The 19,100-nt window shown below is 44.7% G+C and carries 18 protein-coding genes and 9 tRNA genes; 20 read left to right on the plus strand and 7 right to left on the minus strand.

From position 1 onward, the window contains the following. Positions 1-143: 143 nt before the first annotated feature. The 4 genes from BGK61_RS12500 to hemA all read right to left on the minus strand — a co-directional run bounded on the left by BGK61_RS12500 (position 144) and on the right by hemA (position 5,114). Entirely contained in the window at positions 144-1,709 is a 1,566-nt protein-coding gene (locus tag BGK61_RS12500; RefSeq protein WP_014997978.1) for a response regulator, read from the minus strand. Positions 1,710-1,862: 153 nt separating this feature from the next. Continuing rightward, a complete protein-coding gene (gene prmC / locus BGK61_RS12505) occupies positions 1,863-2,702 on the minus strand; it encodes a peptide chain release factor N(5)-glutamine methyltransferase (protein ID WP_076011863.1) in 840 nt (279 codons plus the stop codon). A gap of 36 nt (positions 2,703-2,738) precedes the next feature. Next, positions 2,739-3,824 (minus strand): peptide chain release factor 1, encoded by a 1,086-nt coding sequence (gene prfA / locus BGK61_RS12510; protein WP_014997976.1) that lies wholly within the window; start codon positions 3,822-3,824, stop codon positions 2,739-2,741. A 15-nt stretch (positions 3,825-3,839) separates the two neighbouring features. After that, complete coding sequence (gene hemA, locus BGK61_RS12515; protein WP_014997975.1) at positions 3,840-5,114, minus strand: glutamyl-tRNA reductase; 1,275 nt, start codon at positions 5,112-5,114, stop codon at positions 3,840-3,842. 131 nt (positions 5,115-5,245) lie between these two features. On the opposite strand from hemA, the gene lolB reads away from it, so the two are divergent. The 4 genes from lolB to BGK61_RS12535 all read left to right on the plus strand — a co-directional run bounded on the left by lolB (position 5,246) and on the right by BGK61_RS12535 (position 7,828). Further along, complete coding sequence (lolB, locus tag BGK61_RS12520; RefSeq protein WP_014997974.1) at positions 5,246-5,872, plus strand: lipoprotein insertase outer membrane protein LolB; 627 nt, start codon at positions 5,246-5,248, stop codon at positions 5,870-5,872. Then, positions 5,872-6,738 (plus strand): 4-(cytidine 5'-diphospho)-2-C-methyl-D-erythritol kinase, encoded by an 867-nt coding sequence (gene ispE, locus BGK61_RS12525; RefSeq protein ID WP_076011864.1) that lies wholly within the window; start codon positions 5,872-5,874, stop codon positions 6,736-6,738. Before lolB ends, ispE begins: the two co-directional genes overlap by 1 nt. 33 nt (positions 6,739-6,771) lie before the next feature. After that, a tRNA-Gln gene (locus BGK61_RS12530) sits at positions 6,772-6,847 on the plus strand. A gap of 33 nt (positions 6,848-6,880) precedes the next feature. Next, a complete protein-coding gene (locus BGK61_RS12535) occupies positions 6,881-7,828 on the plus strand; it encodes a ribose-phosphate pyrophosphokinase (protein ID WP_014949014.1) in 948 nt (315 codons plus the stop codon). 75 nt (positions 7,829-7,903) lie between these two features. On the opposite strand, the gene BGK61_RS12540 is transcribed toward BGK61_RS12535, so the two are convergent. Further along, complete coding sequence (locus tag BGK61_RS12540; protein ID WP_076011865.1) at positions 7,904-8,212, minus strand: hypothetical protein; 309 nt, start codon at positions 8,210-8,212, stop codon at positions 7,904-7,906. Between the two features lie 603 nt (positions 8,213-8,815). Here BGK61_RS12540 and BGK61_RS12545 point away from each other — a divergent pair. The 15 genes from BGK61_RS12545 (at position 8,816) to BGK61_RS12615 (ending at position 16,905) form a co-directional block, all read left to right on the plus strand. After that, a complete protein-coding gene (locus BGK61_RS12545) occupies positions 8,816-9,271 on the plus strand; it encodes a ribose-phosphate pyrophosphokinase (RefSeq protein ID WP_076011866.1) in 456 nt (151 codons plus the stop codon). Positions 9,272-9,357: 86 nt separating this feature from the next. Continuing rightward, on the plus strand, positions 9,358-10,359 hold the full coding sequence (ahr, locus tag BGK61_RS12550; protein WP_076011867.1) for an NADPH-dependent aldehyde reductase Ahr: 1,002 nt from the start codon (positions 9,358-9,360) through the stop codon (positions 10,357-10,359). A 366-nt stretch (positions 10,360-10,725) separates the two neighbouring features. After that, positions 10,726-11,358, plus strand: coding sequence for a 50S ribosomal protein L25/general stress protein Ctc (locus BGK61_RS12555; protein WP_014976150.1), 633 nt, complete (start codon positions 10,726-10,728; stop codon positions 11,356-11,358). Positions 11,359-11,363: 5 nt separating this feature from the next. Further along, positions 11,364-11,945: an aminoacyl-tRNA hydrolase gene (gene pth / locus BGK61_RS12560; RefSeq protein ID WP_014976149.1), complete on the plus strand. Its 582-nt coding sequence runs from the start codon at positions 11,364-11,366 to the stop codon at positions 11,943-11,945. 41 nt (positions 11,946-11,986) lie between these two features. Next, complete coding sequence (ychF, locus tag BGK61_RS12565; protein ID WP_014949009.1) at positions 11,987-13,078, plus strand: redox-regulated ATPase YchF; 1,092 nt, start codon at positions 11,987-11,989, stop codon at positions 13,076-13,078. Positions 13,079-13,202: 124 nt separating this feature from the next. Beyond that, positions 13,203-14,204, plus strand: coding sequence for a peptidylprolyl isomerase (locus BGK61_RS12570; protein WP_076011868.1), 1,002 nt, complete (start codon positions 13,203-13,205; stop codon positions 14,202-14,204). Positions 14,205-14,375: 171 nt separating this feature from the next. Then, positions 14,376-14,452, plus strand: a tRNA-Met gene (locus BGK61_RS12575). 35 nt (positions 14,453-14,487) lie between these two features. Then, positions 14,488-14,572, plus strand: a tRNA-Leu gene (locus tag BGK61_RS12580). A gap of 4 nt (positions 14,573-14,576) precedes the next feature. Further along, a tRNA-Gln gene (locus BGK61_RS12585) sits at positions 14,577-14,652 on the plus strand. A gap of 35 nt (positions 14,653-14,687) precedes the next feature. Further along, a tRNA-Leu gene (locus BGK61_RS12590) sits at positions 14,688-14,772 on the plus strand. 2 nt (positions 14,773-14,774) lie between these two features. Then, positions 14,775-14,850, plus strand: a tRNA-Gln gene (locus BGK61_RS12595). 52 nt (positions 14,851-14,902) lie between these two features. After that, positions 14,903-14,979: transfer RNA gene (locus BGK61_RS12600), tRNA-Met, on the plus strand. Between the two features lie 34 nt (positions 14,980-15,013). After that, positions 15,014-15,098: transfer RNA gene (locus BGK61_RS12605), tRNA-Leu, on the plus strand. Between the two features lie 4 nt (positions 15,099-15,102). Continuing rightward, positions 15,103-15,178, plus strand: a tRNA-Gln gene (locus BGK61_RS12610). Positions 15,179-15,498: 320 nt separating this feature from the next. After that, positions 15,499-16,905, plus strand: coding sequence for an alanine/glycine:cation symporter family protein (locus tag BGK61_RS12615; protein WP_076011869.1), 1,407 nt, complete (start codon positions 15,499-15,501; stop codon positions 16,903-16,905). 183 nt (positions 16,906-17,088) lie between these two features. On the opposite strand, the gene BGK61_RS12620 is transcribed toward BGK61_RS12615, so the two are convergent. Then, positions 17,089-17,745, minus strand: coding sequence for a cupin domain-containing protein (locus tag BGK61_RS12620; protein WP_076011870.1), 657 nt, complete (start codon positions 17,743-17,745; stop codon positions 17,089-17,091). Between the two features lie 49 nt (positions 17,746-17,794). Then, entirely contained in the window at positions 17,795-18,415 is a 621-nt protein-coding gene (locus tag BGK61_RS12625; protein WP_014997964.1) for a flavin reductase family protein, read from the minus strand. 91 nt (positions 18,416-18,506) lie between these two features. On the opposite strand from BGK61_RS12625, the gene BGK61_RS12630 reads away from it, so the two are divergent. After that, complete coding sequence (locus BGK61_RS12630) at positions 18,507-19,064, plus strand: acyl-CoA thioesterase (protein ID WP_076011871.1); 558 nt, start codon at positions 18,507-18,509, stop codon at positions 19,062-19,064. Positions 19,065-19,100: the final 36 nt, after the last annotated feature.

Below are 19,100 nucleotides of genomic sequence, written 5' to 3' on the forward strand. Positions count from 1 at the left end.
ATAGATTAAGCAAACGGTAGCCTAAGTATACGAGTATTGGCTTCAAAAAAAACAGGTGCTTATGAGCACCTGTTTGTCCATTAATTTTTAGCGCCTACCGCGTTATTGTAACGCATAACCTTTCGTAAATAACGGGAAATGAGTTACTTTACGTCAGGGAACTCAGCCTGAATAGCTAGAAAAGCGGGAAGGTCATCTAGCACGCATTGTACTAATTGAGGGTCAAAGTGTTTACCGCTTTCCTCTTTTAGCACCGCTTCGACTTTATCAATTGTCCACGCAGGCTTGTACGGTCTAGCATTTAATAATGCATCAAACACGTCTACCAAGGTCGCTATGCGGCTTTTAATATCAATTTCTTCACCTTTAAGTCCATCCGGGTACCCTTTCCCATCCCAGCGTTCGTGATGCTGTTTCGCAAGCATTGCCGCAAGTTGAATAGTCGGACGGCTGGAGTCTTGCAATATCTGATAGCCAAATTCGGCGTGCTGACGTATTTTGAATACTTCTTCTTCGGTTAACGGCGTTGTTTTTTGCAAAATAGATTTTGGAACGATAGAAGTACCGATATCATGAAGCGGCACAGCAAGGCGCAGCGCGTTAATATCTTGCTCATTTAGTCCGACTTTAGTCGCTAAAAGCTGCGCCATTTCAACCGTTCTTGTCAAGTTGTTAGAGGCATTCGATTCATGCTCTAACGCACGACCTAAGCGCTCAATTATTTCTTTTTGTGTTGCTTCAACATCAACGGTTTTAAGTACATTATCAAAAGCAAGCTGAACACTGTCTGAAAAGCGTTTCACCAGATGACGATCGCTTTCCCCAATTCTTCTAGGCAACCCTGACAGGTACAAAAGTGCGCCATTGTGAGTCTTACTATTGCAATAAGCCACCACGTGATCTTCGGCATAGACTATTTGTTTGTCGCGCATGGCTCTTGCACACAATGCGTATTCCTGAGCACTAATCGCGTCTTTTAAAGGCACCCCTTCCTTACTGGCGTACTCGCCGTTGCCAGCAAAAACATATAATTCGTCGTCACCCAGTTTGTTGTTGCTGGTGTTGATAGTACGCGATGTGGTTGCCACCGCAGTGGTAATGTAGGCAGCATCCTTTGAACAGCCCAAAATAGATGCAAGCTGTTGAATAATACCCTGCATGAACTTTTCGAGGGAACGGGAGGAAAATAAATCTACAGACGCATCTATAATTTTTTCAAGGCCGCGTCTATTTTCTTCGATGACAATAATATCTCGATAAGAGCGGAGGGCTGCAATGATAACAGTAAAAAGTTTTTGCGCGGTGAGTTCGGTTTTCGACTTGTAGTCGTTGATGTCGTAATTAATGATGACATCTTTTTCAGGAGCTTGGCCAGGTTGTCCGGTACGCAAAATAATACGCGTGAAATGATTGTCTAATTCGTTACGAACATACTCCGCCACTTTAAGACCGGCGTCGTCAGTCTCCATAACAACATCAAGTAACACAACGGCGATATCATCATGGGTTTTGAAAATGGCCTTCGCTTCCTCTCCGCTATAGGCACTAACAAACTCAAGGGTTTTGCCATTTAAACTAAAGTCATTTAGCGCCAGCTTGGTAACGGCGTGTACTTCGGGTTCATCATCAACAATGAGTACTTTCCAGCTACCCAGATCATCTACTTCATTTTCATCGTCATCTTCTGCGAAAAGAAAGTCATCATTCATCTGGTACGTCCTGTAGTGTAAGAGATTGTTTATTCTAGCGCTTTTTAGAGTGTGATAGTCGCTTACCAAATACTAATGTAAAACAGAATATTAGCAAGTTTGCAATTAAATTTTGATAACTACAGGAAAGATAATTTCTTTGAAGGTTGAAAACTACTGCCACTGTCCTAGCGTTACGCGGTCATTGTCGCCGTAGTCTTTAATAGTTTTGACGTCTATAAATCCCGCATCTGCAAGCAAAGCGTTAACCGCTGCCCCTTGGTCAAAGCCGTGTTCGAATGCAAGTAAGGCACCTTTATTGAGATATTGCGGCGCGCTATTAATGATGTGTTTGATGTCGTCTAGACCATCACTGCCCGAGGTTAATGCTGTTTTAGGCTCAAAACGCACGTCACCCTCATTAAGGTATGGACTGGATTCTTCTATGTAAGGTGGGTTTGAAACAATAATGTCAAAGGTTTGGCCTGCCAGTGCACTAAACCAGTCACTTTGCACAAAATGCGCATTGGCTATGCTATTAGCTTGGGCATTGCGGGAAGCAAGCTTCACCGCCCCCGCTTGAAAGTCTACGCCAGTAACGGATGCTTCTGGCAGTTCGCTCGCTAATGCCAACGCAATAGCGCCCGTACCGGTTCCCAAATCACAGATTGATAAGGGTGCAGAGGATTGTTGATTTGCCCAATTAAGCACCTGCTCAACCAATACTTCAGTATCCGGTCGTGGAATTAATGTATCTGGCGAGGTAAACAGTGACAGGGTCCAGAAATCACGCTTGCCGATAATATACGCCACGGGCTCACCCCGTTTACGCTTGGCCACATCCGCTTCAAATTGCGCTTTCTGGTCGGCATCCAAGGTTTTATCAGGCCATGTGAATAGATAAGTTTGTGACTTACCTAGAATGTTCGCCAACATGACTTTTGCATCAACAGAGGGTGACTCCCCACCCTCTAGTTGCTCAGCAGCCCATGCTAAGGCGTTGTCTATGCGCATTGTTTTTCTATAAACAGTTTGTGTAACAAGACAGCGTTATTCGTCAGACAGAGAGGCCAGTAGATCGGCCTGATGCTCTTGCAAAATTGGGTCGATAAGCTGCTTAAGGTCACCTTCCACCACTTCGTCTAAACGATAAATAGTCAGGTTGATACGGTGGTCGGTTACACGTCCCTGCGGGAAGTTATAAGTACGAATTCGCTCAGAGCGGTCACCGCTACCGACTAGGCTCTTACGAGTAGAAGCCTCTTCTGCTGCTCGCTTCTCTTCTTCAATCTGATTTAAGCGCGCTTGAAGTACCGACATCGCTTTCGCACGGTTTTTGTGCTGTGAACGCTCGTCCTGACATTCCACTACCAAGCCTGTTGGCAAGTGAGTAATACGAATAGCCGAGTCGGTTTTGTTAACGTGCTGACCACCCGCACCTGATGCACGGAAGGTATCGATGCGAAGCTCTGCAGGATTAATTTCAATTGCCTGCGACTCTGGAATTTCTGGTAATACCGCCACGGTACATGCCGAGGTATGGATACGGCCTTGTGATTCGGTTTCTGGTACACGCTGTACGCGGTGACCGCCCGACTCGAATTTCAATACGCCGTACACGCCATCGCCGCTAACATTCGCAATGACTTCTTTATAACCGCCGTGCTCACCTTCATTGGCGTTAACCAACTCTACGCGCCAGCCACGACTTTCGGCATAACGGCTGTACATGCGGAACAAGTCACCTGCGAATATTGCCGCTTCGTCACCACCCGCACCAGCGCGAATTTCCAAGAAACAGTTGTTATCATCGTTAGGATCTTTAGGCAGAAGTAAAACCTGAAGCTCAGTTTCAAGGCGCTCAATTTCCGCCTTGGCTTCTTTCATCTCTTCCTGTGCCATCTCGCGCATTTCGGCGTCGTCTTCATTCAGCATTTCCTGCGCTGAAGCCAAGTTTTCTTGTGCTTGCTGATAAGCATTAAAGCCTGCCACTACATCTTCTAGCTGACTGAACTCTTTTGACAAGTTGCGAAACTTATCCTGATCGCCGATAACTCCAGGGTCGCCTAACAACGCCTGAACTTCTTCGAAACGCTCGACTAAGTGTTCGAGTTTCCTAACTACCGACTCTTTCATATGCTTTTTATTACCTTATTTATTATCGTCTGACGAAAAGTCAGATAAATCTAATGCCTGTCCCATCCATCGGCTTAACGCCGGGTCATCGTGCATGGCAGCCTCGCGTAACGCTAAGGTAGTTGGGTGCAATAGCGTATTGGTTAATTTATACGCCATTTCTTCTAATACCGTTTCGGCATTTTTACCTTCTGCCAATTGCGCTTTGGCTTTTTCCACAATATCGTCACGCTGTGCCATGCCTTTCTGGCGATACTGTCTAACTAAATCAATCGATTGCTGAGACTGCTTCCACGTCATGTAGTCGCTAGCTTGCTTGTCGATGAGCTTTTCTGCTTCTTTTGCTGCTTGCTCGCGGTTTTCTAAATTCTTCTGAACAATATGCTGCAAATCATCAACGGTATAAAGATAGGCATCGCCTAGCTCGTTAACCTCTGATTCGATATCTCGTGGTACTGCAAGGTCAACCAAAAACATCGGCATGTTTTTGCGCTGTTTAAGGGCTTTCTCAACCATGCCCTTGCCTATTAAAGGCAGTTGGCTTGCGGTAGAGCTTATCACGATATCGAAGTCTTTTAAGTGCTCTGGCACCTGCGATAAGGTAAACACACTCGCATCTAATGTTTCGGCTAAGGCCTCTGCGCGGGCTACGGTTCTATTCGCCACCGCCAAACAGCTCACGCCCTGCTCTTTCAAGTGTTGGGCAACTAGCTCTATGGTCTCGCCAGCTCCCACTAGTAACACTGAACGCTTGGGTAGCTCAGCAAAAATATGTTTTGCCAGCTGCACGGCTGCATAAGCCACGCTTACCGCGTTTGCACCTATATCTGTTTCACTGCGAACTCGTTTCGCCACTGAAAACGTATGTTGAAACAGCTTATCAAATTCGCTGCTCACCATACCTGAGTGTTTTGCATCGCCAAACGCCTGCTTCACCTGACCCAAGATTTGAGGCTCACCTAAAATCAGTGAATCAAGCCCGCTGGCTACACGCATTATATGCTTTACCGCTTCATCTTGCGCGAGCACATAGCTGTTATTGGCAATCTCTTCTACATCTAAATGATGGAAGTCACTTAACCATTGTAGAAGCTTTTGGCCCGTATCGTCTTGAGTATTGACGTATAGCTCAGTGCGGTTACAGGTCGATACGATGACAGACTCTTCTACCCCTTCCAGCTTTTTTAAACTCGCAAGCGCTTCCACCAGAGAATCTGGTGTAAAGGCCACTTTTTCACGAAGTGCTACTGGTGCTGTTTTGTGGTTAATACCGAGGGCGAGTAAAGTCATTAAAATCTGTGCTGGCAACGTCGGAGCGGCATTGTACGAAAAACCCAAAATGATTGAAAGTGTTGGTGAAACTGTGTTCCCATAATGTCATAGCTAAATATGTTTTATTTTTATACAGGTAACACGCCTTAATGATTCGCTTAACTACCCTACTGTTGACCTTTTGCTTTATATTAAGTGCATGTACAACCGCTCCCAAAGGCCCAGAAAACGCGGTAAACCTTACGGCTCAACTTGAAAAGGTTGCTGAAGTTCACCAGTGGCAAATGCGCGGAAAAATTGCATTTCGCCAAGGAAAGGAAGCGGCTAGTCTTAATTTAGTCTGGAAAAACGATTCCGGTGATTTTGATTTCCGATTAACCAATTTTTTAGGGGTAAGTCTGGTTAACCTTAATGTTACCCAGCAACAGTCAGTATTAGAAGCGGATGGCGAAACGTACGTTGATGCCCTACCTGAACCACTTATTTACCAGATTACGGGAATGGTAATTCCGGTGGAATCACTGTTGTCTTGGGTAAAAGGACTACCGCTGGACGGTGATAAATTCACCCTAACTGAAAAAGGGTTGGTTGATACCCTTGAAAGCTATTGCCAAGGATGTCGAAATTGGCAAGTTGCTTATGGTAACTACGGCAGTGTTGAGCTAGATGATGGCACATCTGTATGGCTGCCTCACAGCATAACGCTTACTCAAAACGAAACGCCGGATATGCCTCAAACTCAGCTTAAAATTAAAATTTATCAGTGGACCCTGTAGTGAACTCATCTGTTTCTAAACAAAAAGATTGGTGGCCTTCCCCCGCTAAACTGAATCTTTTCTTACATATTCTTGGCCGCTACGACAACGGCTATCACCAGCTCCAAAGCCTGTTTCAAATGCTGGATTACGGCGATGCACTCGCCTTTGACATAAGCACAGACGACACAACCATACGCATGGAAACCCCACTGGAAGGGGTACCAGACGATGACAATTTAATTGTAAAAGCAGCGCGACTACTGGCAACAAAAACAAAATGTAATAAAGGTGCCGTTATTTCGTTAGACAAACGCCTTCCTATGGGGGGCGGCATCGGCGGCGGGTCATCGAACGCAGCAACCACGTTAGTGGCGCTTAATCACCTATGGAACACAGAGCTAAGTGAAGATGAACTGGCTGAGCTCGGGCTAGCTTTAGGCGCTGACGTACCTATTTTTGTGCGAGGTCTAACAGCGTTTGCAGGAGGCGTTGGAGAAGACATAACCCCAGCACCTCAGCAAGAACAGTATTTTCTTGTGGCGAACCCAAATGTTCACGTAAGTACAGCTGAGGTATTTACTTCGCCGGATTTGCCCAGAAATACACCAGCGATTCGTTGGGAAGACTACAAATTTGAAAAAACTTGGAATGATTGTCAGCAATTAGTCGCGAATCGCTATCCTGAAGTTGCAAAATTATTACAGTGGTTGGTACACTACGCACCGTCGCGAATGACGGGCACAGGTGCATGCGTGTTTGCCACTTTTTCTGACTACACTTTAGCCGAGCAAGTTAGGGCTCAAATGCCTGAATCTTGGCAGAGTTTTGTCGCAAAAGGTGTGAATCGCTCACCACTATTAGACAAATTAGAACAACAAAAATAGCGTGTACGCCACATCGGACAAGAACTTAAAAATTGGGGTATAGCCAAGTTGGTAAGGCAGCGGGTTTTGATCCCGCCATTCGTAGGTTCGAGTCCTGCTACCCCAGCCAAACCTCTTTTATCAACGCACTGAGGAACCACTTGTGCCAGATATGAAGCTCTTTGCAGGTAATGCCGTACCAGAACTTGCCCAGAAAGTTGCCGATCGCCTCTACACCAAACTTGGAAATGCCAAAGTTGGCCGTTTCAGTGACGGTGAAATCAGCGTAGAAATTCATGAAAACGTCCGTGGCTCGGACGTTTTTATTATCCAGTCTACGTGTGCGCCTACTAACGATAACCTTATGGAACTTATTGTGATGATCGACGCACTACGTCGCGCATCAGCTGGTCGTATTACAGCAGTAATTCCTTACTTTGGTTATGCACGTCAAGACCGTCGTGTTCGTTCAGCTAGGGTGCCAATTACTGCGAAAGTAGTTGCTGACTTCCTGTCTAACGTTGGTGTTGACCGCGTACTTACTATCGACCTACATGCCGAACAGATTCAAGGTTTCTTTGATGTTCCAGTGGATAACGCATTCGGTACTCCTATCCTTCTTGCTGACATGGTAAGACGTGACTTTGCCGACCCTGTAGTCGTTTCTCCTGATATTGGCGGTGTTGTACGTGCTCGTGCTACTGCGAAACTACTTAACGACACCGACCTTGCCATTATCGATAAGCGTCGCCCTAAAGCGAACGTGGCTCAAGTAATGAACATCATTGGTGACGTAAAAGACAGAGACTGCATCATTGTCGATGACATGATTGATACAGGCGGCACACTTGCAAAAGCAGCCGAAGCCCTTAAAGCACATGGCGCGCGCCGTGTTTATGCTTACGCGACTCACGCTATCTTCTCAGGTAACGCTGCAAATAATCTTAAAGAGTCTGTTATTGACGAAATTATCGTTACCGACTCTATCCCATTAAGTGCAGAGATGAAGCAAATTGGAAAAGTAAAACAGCTTACTTTATCTGAGATGCTTGCTGAAACTATTCGTCGCATCAGCAACGAAGAGTCTATTTCAGCAATGTTTGAGTACTAACTCGCACTAAAAAGCGAGTGAGACAATGTCTTTCAATAGCATTGTTTCACTCGCTTCTTTTATAAGAAATATTGATTAATTATCAATTTCGTCTTCTTCATCGTCTTCGGGCATGTCTACGTCTACAACAGGCACTTCAACTTCTTTAGTCTCTGTTCTCACATCAACATCTACCGTATCCACGTCATACTCAGGCAACTCACCGCCCTCAACGTCAATATCTGGCATTTTGCCGTCATCGGTTTTCTTTACTTCATATTCAGGTAGTTCGCCAGACTCCACGTCGACATCAGGCATTTCACCATCATCGGTCTTATTTACGTCACATGCACTTGCCGCTAGTGCTAGGCTCGATACTGCAAGAATTTTAGTTAAATGCTTCATTTTCTCTCCTTAAAAACGTTGCTTTGGATAACCCTAGTTAAAGGTATATTTGATATGTACGACATCAACTTCGGATTAATCGTAGGTAACCCTATCGGTGTCATTACATAAACCATCGTGAATGTAGCAGGGTCTATGCCAATCTCTTTCCCGAATTCAACTACCGCAAAATACTAAAAATGTTATACCGCCTCGCTCAGTGTAATTAATTGAGAAAATGTGCAAAATAATGCCGCGAACAATAAGTTCAAAAAGCATCTAAATTTCAGCCACTTATTAAAGGTATAGTTAAACGTATTTTTAGAATCAGTTAGTAGAGCGCCTTTTTATAGCGGTAAATACATGCGGCTTTATTCAAGCGTATCCTTGTCTCGTTAAGAGAATTCGTAAACTTTACTTCTATCTTTTATAAGCGCGATTTTCTGCTGTAGTGTAAAAAAAATGTATACGATTCTGTGTTTTTTGTAGAAATTACTTAAACGGCATGGAAGACTGTTTTTTGGGAAAAGAGTTAATGGGCAGTAACACTGTTTAAATTGTGATTTACTGTTTTTTCAGCGCTAATGTTATGACCCTATACTCATTTGATAGAGGAATAAAAGAATGAAAAACAATCGACTAAAACTAGCACTTATATTCACTTCTGCACTTACACTTATCGCTTGCTCTTCAGAAGAAGAGAATAAGGACGTCACAATGGTAGATAAAGAAAAGCAAATACAGTCTGAGACAGAGTCTATGCCAAAAGAACTGGTCGCTGAGCCTGTTACTCAAGCCGAAGCAGTAGAAGATAATGCAAAAGGCGAAGTGACCATGAAGGGCAGTATTATTTATAAAGACCTCGAAGGCGGTTTTTACGCTTTTATTGCTGAAAACGGCGACCGCTATACGCTACATGGCCTAGACGAAACCTATCAAAAGAACGGACTCATCGTTGAAGTAAAAGGCACCCCTAAGCCTGACATGATGACGTTCACTCAGTTCGGCACAGTGCTTCAGGTGACAAGCGTTAAGGTGCTTGATACCAGTAAGGTGATTGATAATTTACAAACACAATGATCAAGATTTTAGTGTGGAATGTAGCAATTAAAACATTTTGCTTTCGTGCTACTAGTGCAATTAAGCACTAAAAAGGAGGATTATTGATGATAAATGCATATGCCGCTAAAGAGCCGGGTGGAAAACTGGAAAAGTTTCAATACGACCCCGGAGAGCTCGGTTCTCACGATGTTGAAATAGATGTTGAAAGCTGCGGCATCTGCCACAGCGACCTTAGTATGCTCGATAATGAATGGGGCATGACAGAATACCCTTTTGTCCCAGGCCATGAGGTTGTAGGCACAATTAGCCAAGTAGGGGAACATGTAACATCTTTGAAAGTTGGTCAGCGTGTAGGATTGGGCTGGCATTCAGGCTATTGCAATAGCTGTAGAACCTGCGAAGAAGGCGATCATAATCTGTGTGCCGATGCTACGATGACCATTGGTGGTCGCCATGGAGGGTTTGCAGATAAAGTGCGCGCCCAAGCACGAGCCGTTATTCCCCTTCCCGATGCTATCGACAGCACAAAAGCAGGCCCTCTGTTTTGCGGCGGTATTACCGTATTCAATCCGCTTGTGCAGTTTGGTATTAGTCCAACCAGTGAAGTGGGTGTGGTTGGCATTGGGGGTCTAGGCCATCTCGCCTTGCAGTTTTTAAATGCGTGGGGATGTAAGGTAGTAGCGTTCACTTCTAGCGAATCTAAAAAGACGGAAGCGCTAGAGCTAGGTGCGTCAGATACGATTAATAGCCGTGATGAAGATGAGATTAAAAAAGCGCGCGGTCGGTTTGACTTAATTATTTCAACTGTAAATGTGAAGCTAGACTGGAATTTGTACCTATCTACATTGGCACCGAAAGGCCGACTTCACTTTGTAGGCGCCACGCTTGAACCTCTAGATATTGGTGCGTTTAACTTAATTGGTGGGCAGAAAAGTGTGTCAGGTTCGCCAGTGGGAAGCCCCGCGACCATTAAAACCATGCTAGATTTCGCTGCACACCACAATATTGAACCTGTGACCGAAACCTTCAAGTTTGATGACGTAAATGAGGCTATTGCGCGATTAAGAGAAGGTAAAGCCCATTACAGAGTGGTGCTGACGAAGTAAACGCTTGTGTAAAGAGTTGCTATGTTCCTAAGGCTTGTTGACCTTATCAAGCCTTGGGAAATAGATAATTAGCGGTCAAGTTAGTCTTCACAAAATGCTTTTTTCTATAAATATGATAGAAGCGCGCCAAGGTGCGCTTCTTTTATTGTGAGTAACGCAAATACTTGCATTTGCTTAGTTGGATATTTTATCTGCCTTTGTAATTGTATGTTTTGGTAGGTGGTGTTAGAATTCGCCGCCCTTGAATTTTGGGTTGGTGTTTTATTGCGCATAGAAAGTTATTTTTAAACGTAATTCACATCATTTTACCGTGGGTTTTGGTCGCAAAAATCCACATCATTAGACTTATATTTTTGGAGACAGACAATGTCTGAAGCAAATTTCAAACTAGACGCTTCTGTTCGTACAGACCTAGGGAAAGGTGCGAGCCGCCGCCTACGTCGCGAAGATAAGCTTCCTGGTATCATCTACGGTGGTGAAGAAGCACCAGTTTCTATCACACTAGATCATAACAAAGTAAACAACTCTGCTGACTTTGAAGCGTTTTATTCTCACGTTCTTGAGATTAACCTTGACGGTAAAGTTGTTGAAGTTCTAGTTAAAGATATGCAACGTCACCCGTTCAAGCCAAAGATCACACATATTGACTTCCAACGTGTAATCGCTGGTCAAGACGTTCACACTAACGTACCACTTCACTTCGTAAATGAAGAGAAATCTGCTGCTGTTAAAGCTGGCGGTATTGCTGAGCACCACGTAACTGAAATCGAAGTTACTTGTCTACCTAAGAACCTTCCTGAGTTCATCGAAGTAGACATGGCTGGTGTTGAAATGGGTCAAACGCTACACCTTTCTGACCTAACTCTTCCAGCTGGCGTTTCTTCAGTTGAACTTGCGAAGAACGACGAAGCTCACGACCTAGCGGTTGTAACTGTTAAGCCTGCTCCTAAAGCGGCTGACGCAGAAGAAGACGGCGAAGAAGCAGCTTCTGAGGAATAATCCTCTTGGCTGATATCCGCCTTATCGTGGGTCTGGGTAATCCAGGCCCCGAATATGAAAATACCCGACACAATGCCGGTGAATGGTTTCTCAACCAACTAGCCGACGCCTACAACGCCCCGCTAAAACCAGAAACCAAATTCTTCGGTAAAACTGCTCGCATTACCATTGCAGGCAAAGATATCCGTTTGCTCTACCCCACTACCTTTATGAATAAAAGTGGACAAGCCGTAGCAGCACTGGCTAACTTTTACCGAATAGAACCAGAACAAATATTAGTAGCGTTTGACGAGTTAGATTTACCCCCAGGTGTTGCAAAATACAAAGTGGGCGGAAGCTCTAGTCAAAATGGCGTACGTGACATTGTGGCTAAAATGGGTAACAACAAGAATTTTTTGCGTTTGCGCATAGGTATTGGTCATCCAGGTCATAAAAGCCGCGTTACCGGCCATGTTCTTGGAAAACCACCAGCAGAAGAAAAAGCAGCCATTGAAAGTGCCATCGATGAAGCGGTACGCTGTACAGAAATTTTGCTGAAAGAAGACCTTAAGCAAGCACAAAACAGGTTACACTCGCACAAAGGGTAAACCTAGCCAGTTATCACTTTTCCAAACTAAGGATCCATACCATGGGTTTTAAATGCGGTATTGTTGGCCTACCAAACGTAGGTAAATCAACACTTTTCAATGCATTAACTAAAGCAGGTATTGAAGCGGCAAACTTCCCGTTTTGTACTATCGAGCCAAACACAGGTGTTGTTCCTGTGCCAGATCTTCGTTTGGACAAGTTGGCTGAAATCGTAAAACCTCAGCGCGTTATTCCTACTACCATGGAATTCGTAGATATTGCTGGCTTGGTTGAAGGTGCTTCTAAAGGTGAAGGTTTAGGAAACAAATTCCTTGCTAACATCCGTGAGACTGACGCTATTGGTCACGTAGTACGCTGTTTTGATGATGAGAACATTGTTCACGTTGCAGGTCGCGTTAGCCCTAAAGACGATATCGATGTTATCAACACCGAGCTTGCACTTGCCGACTTAGAAACAACAGAAAAAGCACTTCACCGTGTTGCTAAGCGCGCAAAAGGTGGCGATGCTGAAGCTAAGTACGAAATGAAAGTGCTTGAGAAGATTAAGCCGCACCTAGACGAAGGCTTGTTACTACGTTCACTTGAGCTGACTAAAGAAGAGCTTGCGGCAATCAGCTACATGAACATGCTTACCCTTAAGCCAACCATGTACATTGCAAACGTGAATGAAGACGGTTTTGAAAACAACCCGTACCTTGATCAGGTTAAAGAAATTGCAGCAGGCGAAAATGCCACTGTAGTTGCAGTGTGCGCGGCAATCGAGTCTGATATTGCTGAGCTTGAAGACGACGAACGCGAAGAGTTTATGCAAGACATGGGTCTAGAAGAACCAGGTCTTAACCGCGTAATTCGAGCGGGTTACAGCCTTCTTACGCTACAAACCTATTTTACTGCAGGCGTAAAAGAAGTACGTGCGTGGACCTTCCCTGAAGGCTCAACTGCACCACAAGCGGCAGGTAAAATTCACACCGACTTCGAAAAAGGCTTTATTCGCGCTGAAATCGTAGGCTACGAGCACTTCGTTGAGTTCAATGGCGAGCAAGGTGCGAAAGACGCAGGTAAATGGCGTTTAGAAGGTAAAGACTATATTGTTAAAGACGGTGACGTTATTCACTTCCGCTTTAACGTGTAATTTCTAAAGTAGAAATTAGCACTGTTTACGAAAGCCACCGCAAGGTGGCTTTTTTGTTTCTTGCGAATAATTGTGAAGCGCACATAGGCCTGATATAACTAGAAAAAAACTAACGGCCTTTGCAATGACTTTTAATCAGTTTACCTCATCGCACTCTTTTACTTTGGCTTGCGGCAAATCACAGCGAGCCAAACGATTTTCAGTACTAAGAACCTCAATTAAAGCGTTATGCTTGTTAAGCCTGGCTAATTTTTCTTTTGCCAGTGAACCTCAAACTAATCCAGTGAATTCACAAATCGGTAGCGATGCTGTTGAAAAAGCACCTGCAATAGCGAGTAACACTGCCAGTTGGTATCAAGTTCCTCAGAGTAATACTGTGACGTTTAAAACTGCATATGGCGATGTGGTTATTGCGCTTCACCCTACCCTTGCACCAAAACATGTGGCCCGGTTTAAAAGTTTAATAGACGCAGGCTTTTACAACGAACAAGCATTTTATCGTGTAGTAGACGGGTTTGTGGCACAGGCAGGCAGCAACGATACTCACGACGCCTCACAATTTTCGCCGACTCTGCTTAAGCCTATTAACGCTGAATTTACCCAACCGCTTAATAGCAATGTAAACGTGGTTGAGAATAAGGATATGTTTGCGCCTAACACCGGATTTTTAGATGGCTTTCCAGTAGGCATTGATAAAAGCCGTAAAGAAATGTGGGGACTTCACTGCCCAGGAGTGGTGGCGTTTGCTCGCAATAGCGAGAAAGATACAGCCAGTACGGAGTTTTATATTGTGATTGGGCAAGCACCACGACACTTAGACAGAAATATGTCGGTCGTTGGTCGCGTACTGCACGGTATGGATGTGCTTCAAAAGTTGCCGCGAGGAAATATGGACAGAGGTGGCGTTCTAGATGATATAACGCAAGAAAGCAAAATTGAGCAGGCTTTTGTGCATGCAGACAACGCGGCACCTTATTTCTTACAAACGCCGCATCATGAAGAATATAAAAAACGAGCGAACACAGGAAGAAACTTAGATAACCCGTTTTTTCATGACAATACCTATGGCCCGCGCCCTATTGACGTATGTTATTACCAAACAAAAACCAGTAACAAAGCGTGGTAAATAGCTAACTTATTTCGTGCAAGTTGTTCAATTTCACGGCTTTTTGCTCGTATTTCGCCCTAATGCGCACACTTAATGAGCATTTAAAAAAAGTTAGTAAAAAAGGGGTTGACGGTTGCCAGTCATATACGCATAATACGCGCCACTTCCTGAGAGGGAAGAGAATAGCAAGGCTACGTAGCTCAGTTGGTTAGAGCACATCACTCATAATGATGGGGTCGCAAGTTCGAATCTCGCCGTAGCCACCAATTCTCACTTATCTCTTTTAGGAAAGTCTAGCTGCGCGGAAGTGGTGGAATTGGTAGACACGCTGGATTTAGGTTCCAGTGCTTCACGGCGTGAGAGTTCAAGTCTCTCCTTCCGCACCACGACTGGGGTATAGCCAAGTTGGTAAGGCAGCGGGTTTTGATCCCGCCATTCATAGGTTCGAGTCCTGTTACCCCAGCCATTCTTTTTTGAATGACTATTATAGCTAGCGTCTACGCGGAAGTGGTGGAATTGGTAGACACGCTGGATTTAGGTTCCAGTGCTTCACGGCGTGAGAGTTCAAGTCTCTCCTTCCGCACCATTTGGGGTATAGCCAAGTTGGTAAGGCAGCGGGTTTTGATCCCGCCATTCATAGGTTCGAGTCCTGTTACCCCAGCCAAATTCTTGAGAAGCCGCTCATTGAGCGGCTTTTTATTGAAGATAAAAGTTTAGGCTACGTAGCTCAGTTGGTTAGAGCACATCACTCATAATGATGGGGTCGCAAGTTCGAATCTCGCCGTAGCCACCAACTTTTACTTATTCCTTAATTGGAAGTCTACATTGCGGAAGTGGTGGAATTGGTAGACACGCTGGATTTAGGTTCCAGTGCTTCACGGCGTGAGAGTTCAAGTCTCTCCTTCCGCACCAATATTGGGGTATAGCCAAGTTGGTAAGGCAGCGGGTTTTGATCCCGCCATTCATAGGTTCGAGTCCTGTTACCCCAGCCATATTCTTGAAAAAGCCGCTCTTTTGAGCGGCTTTTTCGTTTGTACTCATTTTCTGTACTACAAACGCTTTCCCCTTCCCCGTGATTGAATAAATTTGCTATATGCGAGCATAAAACGTCATAGCTTCAGCACGTTTTCATTGTCCAATCATTTAATTGTCGTGCTAGTATTGGTTTTTTATCGATATAGCTCGGCTTATTCTAAGGTTTAGCAAATACGAGTTTGCTTAAGCCGAAGCGTTTGTTCTGACAACGCACCTGTCATGTTCAGTTCATTTCTACACGTCGAGCAACTATTAAAACAATAACGAAGGAAAGTGCGTGATAAACGAATTCGTTTCATTAGTTAACAATATTCTTTGGGGAGACGGTCAGGTACTTATCATTATGCTGCTTGCATGTGGTATTTGGTTTACCGTTAAACTTGGCGGTGTGCAACTTAGGCACTTCGGCCATATGTTCAGCCTATTAAAGGGCAGTAACACTTCTACTAAGGATGGGATCAGTTCATTCCAAGCATTGTGTACCAGCTTATCCGCTCGTGTAGGCACGGGTAACTTAGCGGGCGTAGCGGTTGCTATATCGCTAGGTGGCTCTGGTGCTATTTTTTGGATGTGGATGATTGCTCTTCTAGGTATGGCTACCGGCTTTGCCGAAAGTGTATTAGGTCAGCTTTATAAAGTGCGCGACGAGAACGGTGAGTTTCGTGGTGGCCCAGCTTATTATATCAAGCAGGGTTTGAACAAGACCTGGCTTGCAGTCGCATTTTCTTTATGTTTATTTTTTGGCTACGGCTTTGTGTTTAGCGCCGTTCAAGCCAACACCATTACCGATGCATTAAACAACGCATACTCGTTTCCTAGCGAATACGTGGGCTTAGCTATTATCGCACTTGCAGCGTTAATTGTTATTGGTGGGCTTAGAGGCATTGCCCGCTTTGCCGAGTTTGTTGTGCCATTTATGGGAATCGGCTACGTGCTTGTGGCACTTGCTATAACCTTTATCAATATTTCTGAGCTGCCAGCCATGTTGCTTGATATTGTGAAGTCGGCATTTGGTTTACAAGAAGCTGGCGCTGGTGCACTAGGGGCAGCGATTAAAAATGGTATTCAGCGCGGCCTTTATTCAAACGAAGCGGGCAGCGGCTCTGTACCGCACGCAGCAGCGAGTGCGGTTCCAAACCCTAATCATCCTGTATCACAGGGTTACATTCAGATGCTAGGTGTTTTCTTAGATACTCTCGTCCTGTGTACGTCTACTGCCTTTATCATCTTACTTGCTGGCGGTTCAAGCTCTGACCAAATGGAAGGCATACGCTTAACGCAAGACGCCATGAGCAGTCATTTAGGCGAAGGCGGTACTGACTTCGTGGCAGCCGCTATCAGTTTGTTTGCGTTTACGTCTGTGGTAGCAAACTACGCGTATGGTGAAAGTAACCTACACATGTTCAAGCTAGATAATAAAATAGGCCGTGCGGTTTACACGATTGGTTACTTAGGCATGATTTACTGGGGCGCACAGGCGGCACTACCTCAAGTATGGGCAATGGCCGATATGGCATTAGGCCTAATGACGGTTATAAATATTATCGCTATTGTGTGGATGACCCCAACCATCGTATCTATCAGTAAAGACTACTTTAAGAAAAAAGACAGTGGCGAAAAGGTGGAATACAAAGTTGGCGATTGTGAAATTCAAGGTAGGTCTGAAGATGGTGTGTGGGATTAAGCCCGGCTTTTACTAGGTTAGTGTTTTAAAGTTAGGTGTTTCCACGCTAACTTTGACCAAGTAAGTTCTGGCGTAAGTTTTAGAAAAAGAAAGGCTAACCTCGGGTTAGCCTTTTTCGCTTGTAACAATTGACCGCAAGTAAACCGCTGGTTTTGGTTTACCTGCAACAAACTTAATGGCGGCCTACAACGCCACTGGCAAATGCCCTGTCTTAACCCAAATCACTGTTTCTTCATCAACGTAGGGATGATGCTGGCTCATATGTGGGCTTCTTATCCACGTGCTTTTTGGGTATTCACCATGCTCATCTTTGAATGTACCCGACAGTACGAAAATCTCTTCACCACCAAAGTGCTTATGAGGCTTGAATACCTCACCCACGGGCCACTTAACTAGCGCCACATGTTCGTGCTCAAAGCTGTGAAGCGGCATCACTTGTAAACCGCCCTGCCCTTGCAGCCATTGTGCTTTATTTGTATTTACCCGTACTTCACTCAAATCGCGCTTATCAAACTGATTCAGCTTAACCAGAATCACACAGCCTTCTTTACTGAACGGGCTATGTTTACTGCCTGGCGGGTTACGCAAATAAGTGCCTGCAGGGTAATCACCGTGTTCATCGGAAAACACACCTTCAAGCACCAGAATTTCTTCACCATAGGGATGACTGTGCTGCTTAAAACTCGCTCCTGCTTCGTACTTTACAACGCTAGTTGTATGACCTGACTCTTTTGCTTCACGCTCTAAGGGTTTACGCCATACCGTAGAAGACGGTGACGCTTGCCACTCTTGCATTTGCGTATTAATCGCCAAGCGTTCATCAAAGTTCATATTTAACATTTAGGACACCGATTGATATTCAAGCTTTCTTGCTACTCTACAAAGACCATTACTCTGGTCTTAACATTTCAAAGAAGTTTTCCTGAGAAATTTTGTAATAATCTCCGCGCCCACCACCACGACTAACTGGCGCACTTTTCAGCGTGCTGTAAACGCCGTTTTCTATAAGCGACTTATCAATGTGTACACCCACGACTTCGCCCATAATAAACCAACTGTCCACCGACTCACCTGAGGCCGATTTAAGCTGTACCACATCAGTAAGCTTACACTCCATGCTCACCTTACTCGCTTTTACGCGGGGAACGTTTACTATTTCACTGTCTACAGTGTGAAGTCCAGCGTGGTCGAACTCGCTTTCTTCTGGTGCTAAAGGTTTGCTTGTTGTGTTCATCGCATCAACTAAATCTTCCGATACCAGATTCCAACAAAACTCACCGGTTTCCTGCACGTTTACCAGCGAATCTTTCCTACTGCCTACTACTGAGAAACCAATGATAGGTGGCGTGTAATTTAGAGCATTGAAGAAGCTGTAAGGGGCGAGGTTTAGCACACCCGCTTTTGATTTTGTAGAGATCCATCCGATTGGGCGCGGTGCGATAATCGCATTAAACGGATCGTGAGCCAGACCGTGGCCTTCTTTTGGTTGATAAAAATGCGTTTGTGACAAAACCATTCCTTACTATTTGTGGTAGGGTGAATTATTACTGATATGAACGCTCACATGGCGCTTTTCAAGTGCTAAACATTAAAGGTTGTTTATGACTGCACGTAGTGTCGCTTTTTCAAGAACAAGACTTACTGAGTTGATGGTGCCTTCTTTCGCTAATTTCGGCGGTAAGGTGCATGGTGGAGTCATTCTATCGTTAATGGATAAGGTCGCCTATGCCTGTGCGAGTAAGCACGCGGGGGCATATTGTGTCACCGTTACTGTTGATGGTGTTGAGTTCTTACAGCCCGTGGAAGTCGGTGACCTGCTTCATCTTGATGCTACCGTCCACTATGTCGGCAATACATCCTTAGTGGTAGGGATAAAAGTCACAACGGAAAATATTAAAACCAATGAGGTTAAGCATACCAACAACAGTTTCTTTACCATGGTAGCCAAAGATGACAGAGGCACTCCTGTTACCGTACCTGAACTGGAGCTATCTACTCACCATGAAATGCGCAATTTTATGACCGCTATCCGCCGTAGTAAAATTCGTAAGGAAGCACAAGTTAAGCTACAACGTGATTACGACGCGTTCATTCCCAAGGAAGACGTCGCGCTTTTAGACGAACACCGCTGTGTAGTTACCTTTGAGAAAAATGACTAAGTAACAGGTACAAAAAAGCCAGTTGATTATTAATCA

The sequence above is a fragment of the Alteromonas abrolhosensis genome (assembly GCF_001953635.1).
GTDB lineage: Bacteria > Pseudomonadota > Gammaproteobacteria > Enterobacterales > Alteromonadaceae > Alteromonas > Alteromonas abrolhosensis.